The sequence below is a fragment of the Halorubrum halodurans genome (assembly GCF_002252985.1).
In the GTDB taxonomy this organism is placed as follows: domain Archaea; phylum Halobacteriota; class Halobacteria; order Halobacteriales; family Haloferacaceae; genus Halorubrum; species Halorubrum halodurans.
On the sequence record NZ_NHPJ01000075.1, the window covers coordinates 1 to 6,835 of the forward strand.

The following is a 6,835-nucleotide window of genomic DNA, read 5'->3' on the forward strand; positions in this document are numbered from 1 at the left end:
GTGTAACACGAGTCCCATCCCGACCCCCGCGAGGGCCCCGGCCGCCGCGCCCGCCCGCCACGCGCCCCGCTCGTCGAGGCGTTCGTGTGACATACCGTAACAATATCACGAAAAATCATAATAGTTTCGCCGGATCTAGACGTCGAAGACGACGTAGGCGTACCAGCCGTCGTCGCGCCGTTCGAGCGCCATCTCCGAGTAGGTGACCGCCTTGACCTCCCTGGCGACCACCGCGTCGAGGGGGACGCCGCGGGCGCTGGCCTCGACGGCGTACGTCGGTTCGCTCCCGTCCGCCGGGGTCGGCGGCTCGGGCTCGATCACCCGGCACTCGTGGTCCGCGGGGAGGACGAGCCGCACGTCGCGCTCGTATATCAGCCGGTCGAGGTAGTCGAAGAGCAACGCCTCGCGGCTCTCGGCCGTCTCACGGAGCGAGAACCGCTCGCCGGCGTCCGGCGGAACCGACTCGCAGCCGGCGGCGGTCAGCCCGTCCGCGACCGCCGCGAACAGCGCCGAGAGGGTCGGAGCCGTCGCCTCGACGGCGACGTCCGCCGTGTGGTCCCGGAGTTCGTAGGTCACGGTCCGTCGGTTCGGGTCGGGTCGGTTTCCGCGTTGTCATCGTCGTCGTCGCTCGAGGGGTCGAGCCACCCCTCCACCCGGTCGGGGACGGAGAGGTGGCGGAGCTCCTCGTCCGAGAACCCCCCGATCCCGTCCGTCGCTCCCTCGAGGGCGACGCCGCTCGTCACCAGCGCGCGGATCCCCTCCTGGACCGTCAGGTCGATCTCCACGATCCGGCTCTCGGGGACGAAGACGACGTGTCCGCCCATCACCGGGTTGGGAGCCATCGGCATGAAGAGGGTCCGCATCCCCTCCCCGTCGGCGGAGCCGGTCGGAGCGGCGACCGCCTCCGGCGTCTCGCTCGTGACGAACGCCAGCGTGTACGTCCCCTCCGTGGGGAACTCGACGAGCACGACCTCCCGGAAGTTCCCGCCGTCCGACTCCAGCATGGCGTCGCTCATCTGTCTGAACCCCTCGTAGACGGATCCGATTCCGGGGACCTGCTCCATCGCGAGGTCGACGTAGTCGACGGCGAGCTCCCCGTACCGCGTGGACTCGACGGCCAGACCGATGAGGAGGATCAGGGCGACGAACACGACCGGCGTCACGACCTCGATCAACAGCTCGCGCCCGACCCGGCCGACGCCCGGCAGGACGAACTCCGGGGAGACGACCACGAGCGCCGAGGAGAACGCGTCGAGGTAGTCGTACACCGCGTTGAAGACGATCGTGAGCACCACGAGCGTGATGACGAGCGGAACGATCACCGCCACGCCCGTCAGGAACGCCCTCCGGAGCCGCCCACGACCCGATAGCGATCCGCCGACCATGGCGGAGACACGGTGGAGCCCGTCAAAACGCTTCGGTTGGTCGAGCGAACCGACCGGACCGGCGTGCGGCCGGTGGAGTTATATTCTACAGGCGTGTTACGTCCTCCCAGTGAGCGTCAACGTGGAGCGACGGACGGATCCGCCCGGCGACGCCGAACACGTCCGGGAGGCGTGGGACCTCAAGGAGCGGATCCACCGCGTCGACGGGGTGCTCCGCCAGCGACGCGGCTTCTTCACCGACGCCTACCGGCGGTCCACGACGCATCTGATCCTCGAGGACGACGCGGTGATCGCGTTCGCCTCGGTCCGACGGGACGGCTACGTGCTCTTTCTCGCCGTCGACCCGGACCACCGCGGACGCGGCCTCGGCGAGCGGCTGGTCGCCGACGTGGCCGACGAGTACCAGTCGGTCTCCTGTCACGCGCGGACCACGAACGAGCGGGCGCTCGGCTTCTACGAGCACATCGGCTTCGAGGTGAAACGCCGGATCGACGGCTACTACGAGGACGGCGGCGACGCCTACTACCTCACGCTGGGGCCGAACAGCCTTCGCGAGCGCCTCTCGGAGTTCGTCCGCGGATAGGGGTTCGTCGCGCCGACCGCCCTCGGGCCGGCTCCTCGTCGAGCCCCGCAACCGACACGCATTAGCGCCCGCCGCGAGGAGACGCGGGCATGACCGATCCCACAGTCGAGGACCTCCTCGAGCGCGTCCGCGACGGCGACGTGCGGCTCCACGAACTGGACGACCACGTCGACGCCGGGACGGCCGCGACCGTTCGCCGCCGGCTGGTCGCCGACGAGTCCGGCGCGGACCTCGACGCGGTCGGCGAGTACGCCTTCGACGCGGCCGCCGCCGACCCCAACATCGACAACATGATCGGCGGGGTCGAAGTCCCGCTCGGCGTCGCGGGGCCGGTGGCCGTCGACGGCGGCGCGTTCGACGGCGACCGCTACCTGCCGATGGCGACCACGGAGGGCGCGCTGGTCGCCTCGGTCAACCGCGGCTGCTCCGTCATCGACGCGGCGGGCGGCGCGACGGCCCGCGTCACCAAGAGCGCGATGACGCGCGCGCCCGTCTTCCGCGTGGCCGACGTGGCCGAGGCGGAGGCGCTCGTCGAGTGGGTCCGCGACAACGAGCCGGCCCTGCGGGAGGCCGCCGAGTCGACGACGAGCCACGGCGAACTCCGCGGCGTCACCCCGTACGTCGTCGGCAACAACGTCTACCTCCGGTTCCGCTTCGACACGAAGGACGCGATGGGGATGAACATGGTCACCATCGCGACCGGCGAGGCCTGCGACGTCGTCGAGGCGGAGACCGACGCCGATCTGGTCGCGCTCTCGGGGAACCTCTGTTCGGACAAGAAGCCCGCCGCGGTCAACGCGGTCGAGGGACGAGGGCGCTCGGTGACCGCCGACGTCGAGGTCCCCCGCGAGGTCGTCGAGGACCGGCTCCACACGACGCCCGAGGCGATGGCCGAGATCAACACGCGCAAGAACCACGTCGGCTCCGCGAAGGCGGGCTCGCTCGGCTTCAACGCCCACGTCGCCAACGCGGTCGCGGCGATGTTCCTCGCGACTGGCCAGGACGCGGCGCAGGTCGTCGAGGGGTCGAACGCGATCACCACCGCCGAGGCGACCGCCGACGGCGACCTCTACGTCTCCGTGTCGCTCGCCAGTCTCGAGGTCGGCACGGTCGGCGGCGGGACGAAGCTCCCGACGCAGGCGGCCGGGCTCGAGGTACTGGGAGTCCGCGGCGGCGGCGACCCCGCCGGCAGCAACGCCGACGCGCTCGCGGAGGCGATCGCGGTCGGCGCGCTGGCGGGCGAGCTCTCGCTTCTCGCCGCGCTGGGATCGCGACACCTGGCGTCGGCGCACGCGGATCTGGGACGGTAGGTCGGGTCGTCGACGACGGGACGACGACCGCGGGGCGGGTCAGGTCGGGTCGTCGCCGTCCCGGCCGCCCTCGTCCTCGATCGCCCGCGCCGCCGCCAGCACCTCCCCGTGGAGGTGGCCGTTGGAGGCGACGAGTCCCACCGAGTCGTGTCGCCAGCGGTTCCCCTCGAGGTCCGTCACCCGCCCGCCGGCCTGCCGGATCATGAAGGCGCCCGCGACGGAGTCCCAGGGGTTCGCCCGGAGGTTCGAGATCGTCCCCTCCAGCCCGCCGGCGGCGACCGTCGGGAGCACGACCTGTGCCGCGCCGAGCCGGCGCATGTCGCCGAAGCGGGTCACGATCGCCTCGCAGGCGTTCGCGTACTCCGCTCTGGCGTCGTGACCCCACCACAGCGTCGGGTCGACCGTTCCCCGTCGGGGATCGGCCGCGTCGCTGACGGAGAGCCGCTCGCCGTTGCGGTACGCGCCGTCGGCGTCGGCGGTGTAGACGTCCTCGAGCGCGGGACAGACCGTCGCGGCCGCGACCGGCTCGCCGTCGACGACGGCCGCCACGGCGGTTCCCCACACGCGGATCCCGCGAACGAAGTTGTGCGTGCCGTCGATCGGGTCGATCACCCACGCCGGCCCCTCGTCGGGCACGCGCTTGCGGGCGTCCTCCTCCTCGCCGACGACGGCGTCGTCCGGGAACGACTCCCGGACCGTCTCGATGACGGCGCGCTGGGCGGCCCGGTCGGCCTCGGTCACCACGTCGTCCTCGCCTTTCGCCTCCACGTCGATGTCGGTCCGGAAGGCGTCGCTCGCGACGCGGGCACCCGCTCGCGCGGCCCGCTCGGCGAGGGCCGCGCGCTCGTCTACGTCGGTCATGGCCCCGGATCCGGTTCCCGGACGCGTATAAACGTCGATCCGGCGACGGCGGCGGCCGCGACAGTATTAACTCAGTTCCGAATCCGAGTATACTTAAGTGCGTCGAGGGTGGACGGACGTGTATGAGACCCGAGGAAGCGGTCCGCCAGCTCGAGTACGCCATCGACGCCTCGCTCGACGAGATCGGCCAGCGCGCCGCGGCCGGCTACCGGCCGACGTTCGAGCGCGTCGCCGACCGCGCCGACGGCGCCGCCGTCTACACGCTGGCCGGAGAGCTCGCGGACGCGGTCGACTGCGGCGACTGCCCGACCCCCGCCGAGGCGAACGAGGCGGCCGAGCGCGTGCTCGCCGACCGGGCGTACACCGACGGCGGCGAGTAGTCGCCGCGGTCGCGTCCCGACGCGTCGGTTCCTGACTCCCGTCCCTCCCGTCCTCGATCGTCCCCGATCCCCCGACTCCCCTCGGAGCGACGGCGACGAGCGCCGCCGATCCGGCGAACCCGGCGACACCCGCGAGGGAGACGACCGTCCTACAGCTCCACCCGGTCGCCCAGCTCGGGCGCGCTCGCGGCGACCCCCTCCGTCCGGAGGTCCTCCGCGAAGGTCTCACACCGGTCGCCGTGGTTCACGAGCACGCGCGCGTCGCGATAGTCGTCCAGAAACGACTCCAGCCCCTCGCGGTCCGCGTGCGCGGAGAAGTCGAAGGTATCGACCCGCGCGCTCACGGGCCGAACCCGCCCGTTCAGCTCCAGCCGCCCGTGTTCCTGTAGCTCCCGGCCGGGCGTTCCCTCGACCTGGTACCCCGTCAGGGTCACCGCGTTCGTCGGGTTCGTCCGGATCTCCGGGAGGTACGAGTGGACCGGCCCGCCGGCGAGCATCCCGCTCGTGGTGATCACGAGGGCGTTGTCGGCGGCGATCCGCTCGCGCCGGCCGTCCCGGCCCGTCACGAACCGCGCCGCCCCCGTCGCCCGCCGGAGCGCCTCGGCGTCGCGCAGGAATTCGGGGTGCCGGCGGAGCAGCCGCGTCACCTCCGTCCCCATCCCGTCGACGTAGGGGCTCAGGTCGTTGGCGGCGGCGACGAGCAGCAGCTCCTGGGTCCGACCGATCGCGAACGCGGGCGCGACGACGGTGCCGCCCTCCCAGATCGTCGTCCGCACGCGCTCCGCCCACCGCGTCTCGACCGCGGCGCGGTCCTCGTGGGTCACGTCCGCGTAGGTCGACTCGCAGATCACGGCGTCGGCGTCGGGCCGCGCCGTCGTCCCCGACACCAGCCGCTGGTCGTCGGTGTGGAAGTCGCCGGTGTACAGGAGCCGGGTGTCGCCGTCGTCGACGAGCACGTGCGCCGAGCCGGGAATATGGCCCGCGTTGAGGAGCGTCACGGCGTATCCGCCGCCGTCGACCCCGCCGGCGACCGGGAACGGCTCCCCGTAGCCGTGGCGCACCTCCGCCTCGCCGAGGCGGGCGACGTGCTCCTCGGAGAACGGACACAGGGGACTGTTCCCGTGGAGCCTCAGCGTGTCGCGCGCGAGGACCCGCGCGAGGTCGGCGGTCGGCGGCGTCCAGTGGATCGGCGGCCGTCGGTCGCCCTTCAGAAGCGCCGGCACCGCGCCGGCGTGATCGAGGTGGCCGTGCGAGACCACGACCGCGTCGGGCTCGGGGTCGCGGATCGGGTACCGCGGCGGGTCGGCCGTCAGCAGGCCGTAGTCGAGAAGCAACGAGTCGTCGACGAGGACCGCGCTCCGGCCGACCTCGCGGGCCCCGCCGAGGAACTCGACGTCCATGGGGTCCGTACCGCGCGGCCGGGTTAGTGTTCGTCGGTCCCGGCCCCGTGACTCCGGACGGAGAGCCGGCGAACCACCGGCAGGGGGCCGACGAGCCACACCCACGCCGCGAGCATGAGCGCGCCCGGCAACTCGGGCAGCGCCAGCCCCGTCACCGGCCAGAGCCCCGCGAGGAACGTCGTCCAGACGGCGACGTGGACCGGGACGAACGCGAGCGCCACCCGGCCGGTTCGGGCGTCCCGCCGCGCCAGTCCGTCGATCCCGAGGACGACCGTGACGAGCAGGTAGAACCCGACCGCCGCGGGGGCGTGAAGCGCTCTCGTGAGGTCGAAGGCGCCGACGCCGGCCATCGCGACCATCGCGAGCGCGAAGACGACCGCCCGGAGTCGGCCCGCGGCGCTCGCCGCGCTCCCTCGCTCGCGCGTCCACAGCCCGGCCGCGTAGCCGAGCCCCGCGATCCCGCCGAGGACCAACCCCCCGTTGAACGCCGGGGCGCTCCGGTCGCGGACGCCCAGGTCGGAGAGCGCGTCCGCCGTCCACGAGAACGTCGGATCGAGACGTATCGCGAGGGCGATCCCGCCCAGCGCGGCGAGCGTCGCGACCGCGCCGAGGAGGCGGGCGGGGATCGGAGACGACGCCTCGATCGGTTCTCCCACGCTTTCCTCGTCGTCCATGGTCGAACGCCGTCGAGTAGCGGCTTAAATGACCGCCGTGAAAAGCGGATGGAGACTCACTCGATCCGCTCGGCGGCGTCCCGCTCGACGAGCGGCTCCGCGTTCGCCGTCGGGAGCGTGACGACGTCCTCGCTCGCGAGGTCGTACTCGCGCTCGTCGACGCCGAGTATCTCGCCGACGTCGCGGGTGATCCTGACCGTCTCGCGGTCGATCCCCGGCGCGTCGGCGTCGGCCGACGCCGA

The 6,835-nt window shown here is 72.5% G+C and carries 9 protein-coding genes; 3 read left to right on the forward strand and 6 right to left on the reverse strand.

Annotated elements, in window-relative coordinates; all coding sequences use genetic code 11:
• Positions 1-135: 135 nt before the first annotated feature.
• Both DJ70_RS07210 and DJ70_RS07215 read right to left on the reverse strand, forming a co-directional pair.
• Positions 136-576 carry an archease gene (locus DJ70_RS07210; protein WP_094531492.1) on the reverse strand — a complete coding sequence of 147 codons (441 nt, stop codon included), beginning with the start codon at positions 574-576 and terminating at the stop codon, positions 136-138.
• A complete protein-coding gene (locus DJ70_RS07215) occupies positions 573-1,385 on the reverse strand; it encodes a DUF502 domain-containing protein (protein ID WP_094531494.1) in 813 nt (270 codons plus the stop codon). Before DJ70_RS07215 ends, DJ70_RS07210 begins: the two co-directional genes overlap by 4 nt.
• Positions 1,386-1,494: 109 nt before the next feature.
• Between DJ70_RS07215 and DJ70_RS07220 the strand changes: the two genes are divergently transcribed.
• Positions 1,495-1,968: a GNAT family N-acetyltransferase gene (locus DJ70_RS07220; RefSeq protein ID WP_094531496.1), complete on the forward strand. Its 474-nt coding sequence runs from the start codon at positions 1,495-1,497 to the stop codon at positions 1,966-1,968.
• An 89-nt stretch (positions 1,969-2,057) separates the two neighbouring features.
• Entirely contained in the window at positions 2,058-3,278 is a 1,221-nt protein-coding gene (gene hmgA / locus DJ70_RS07225) for a hydroxymethylglutaryl-CoA reductase (NADPH) (RefSeq protein ID WP_094531498.1), read from the forward strand.
• Between the two features lie 39 nt (positions 3,279-3,317).
• On the opposite strand, the gene DJ70_RS07230 is transcribed toward hmgA, so the two are convergent.
• On the reverse strand, positions 3,318-4,139 hold the full coding sequence (locus DJ70_RS07230) for an inositol monophosphatase family protein (RefSeq protein WP_094531500.1): 822 nt from the start codon (positions 4,137-4,139) through the stop codon (positions 3,318-3,320).
• 122 nt (positions 4,140-4,261) lie between these two features.
• On the opposite strand from DJ70_RS07230, the gene DJ70_RS07235 reads away from it, so the two are divergent.
• Positions 4,262-4,519, forward strand: a complete 258-nt coding sequence (locus DJ70_RS07235; protein WP_094531502.1) for a hypothetical protein — start codon at positions 4,262-4,264, stop codon at positions 4,517-4,519.
• A 149-nt stretch (positions 4,520-4,668) separates the two neighbouring features.
• On the opposite strand, the gene DJ70_RS07240 is transcribed toward DJ70_RS07235, so the two are convergent.
• From DJ70_RS07240 to DJ70_RS07250, 3 genes are all read right to left on the reverse strand, one after another.
• Positions 4,669-5,919, reverse strand: coding sequence for an MBL fold metallo-hydrolase (locus DJ70_RS07240; protein WP_094531504.1), 1,251 nt, complete (start codon positions 5,917-5,919; stop codon positions 4,669-4,671).
• 23 nt (positions 5,920-5,942) lie between these two features.
• Entirely contained in the window at positions 5,943-6,593 is a 651-nt protein-coding gene (locus tag DJ70_RS07245) for a DUF998 domain-containing protein (protein WP_094531506.1), read from the reverse strand.
• 56 nt (positions 6,594-6,649) lie between these two features.
• Positions 6,650-6,835, reverse strand: a 186-nt coding sequence (locus DJ70_RS07250) for a DNA replication complex subunit Gins51 (protein ID WP_449272193.1), incomplete at its 5' end; no start/stop codon positions are given.

Excerpts from the sequence above, each read along its gene's own strand:
- DJ70_RS07215 (WP_094531494.1), bottom strand. The coding sequence starts at position 1,385 with ATGGTCGGCGGATCGCTATCGGGTCGTGGGCGGCTCCGGAGGGCGTTC.
- hmgA (WP_094531498.1), top strand. The coding sequence starts at position 2,058 with ATGACCGATCCCACAGTCGAGGACCTCCTCGAGCGCGTCCGCGACGGC.
- DJ70_RS07230 (WP_094531500.1), bottom strand. The coding sequence starts at position 4,139 with ATGACCGACGTAGACGAGCGCGCGGCCCTCGCCGAGCGGGCCGCGCGA.
- DJ70_RS07235 (WP_094531502.1), top strand. The coding sequence starts at position 4,262 with ATGAGACCCGAGGAAGCGGTCCGCCAGCTCGAGTACGCCATCGACGCC.
- DJ70_RS07240 (WP_094531504.1), bottom strand. The coding sequence starts at position 5,919 with ATGGACGTCGAGTTCCTCGGCGGGGCCCGCGAGGTCGGCCGGAGCGCG.
- DJ70_RS07245 (WP_094531506.1), bottom strand. The coding sequence starts at position 6,593 with ATGGACGACGAGGAAAGCGTGGGAGAACCGATCGAGGCGTCGTCTCCG.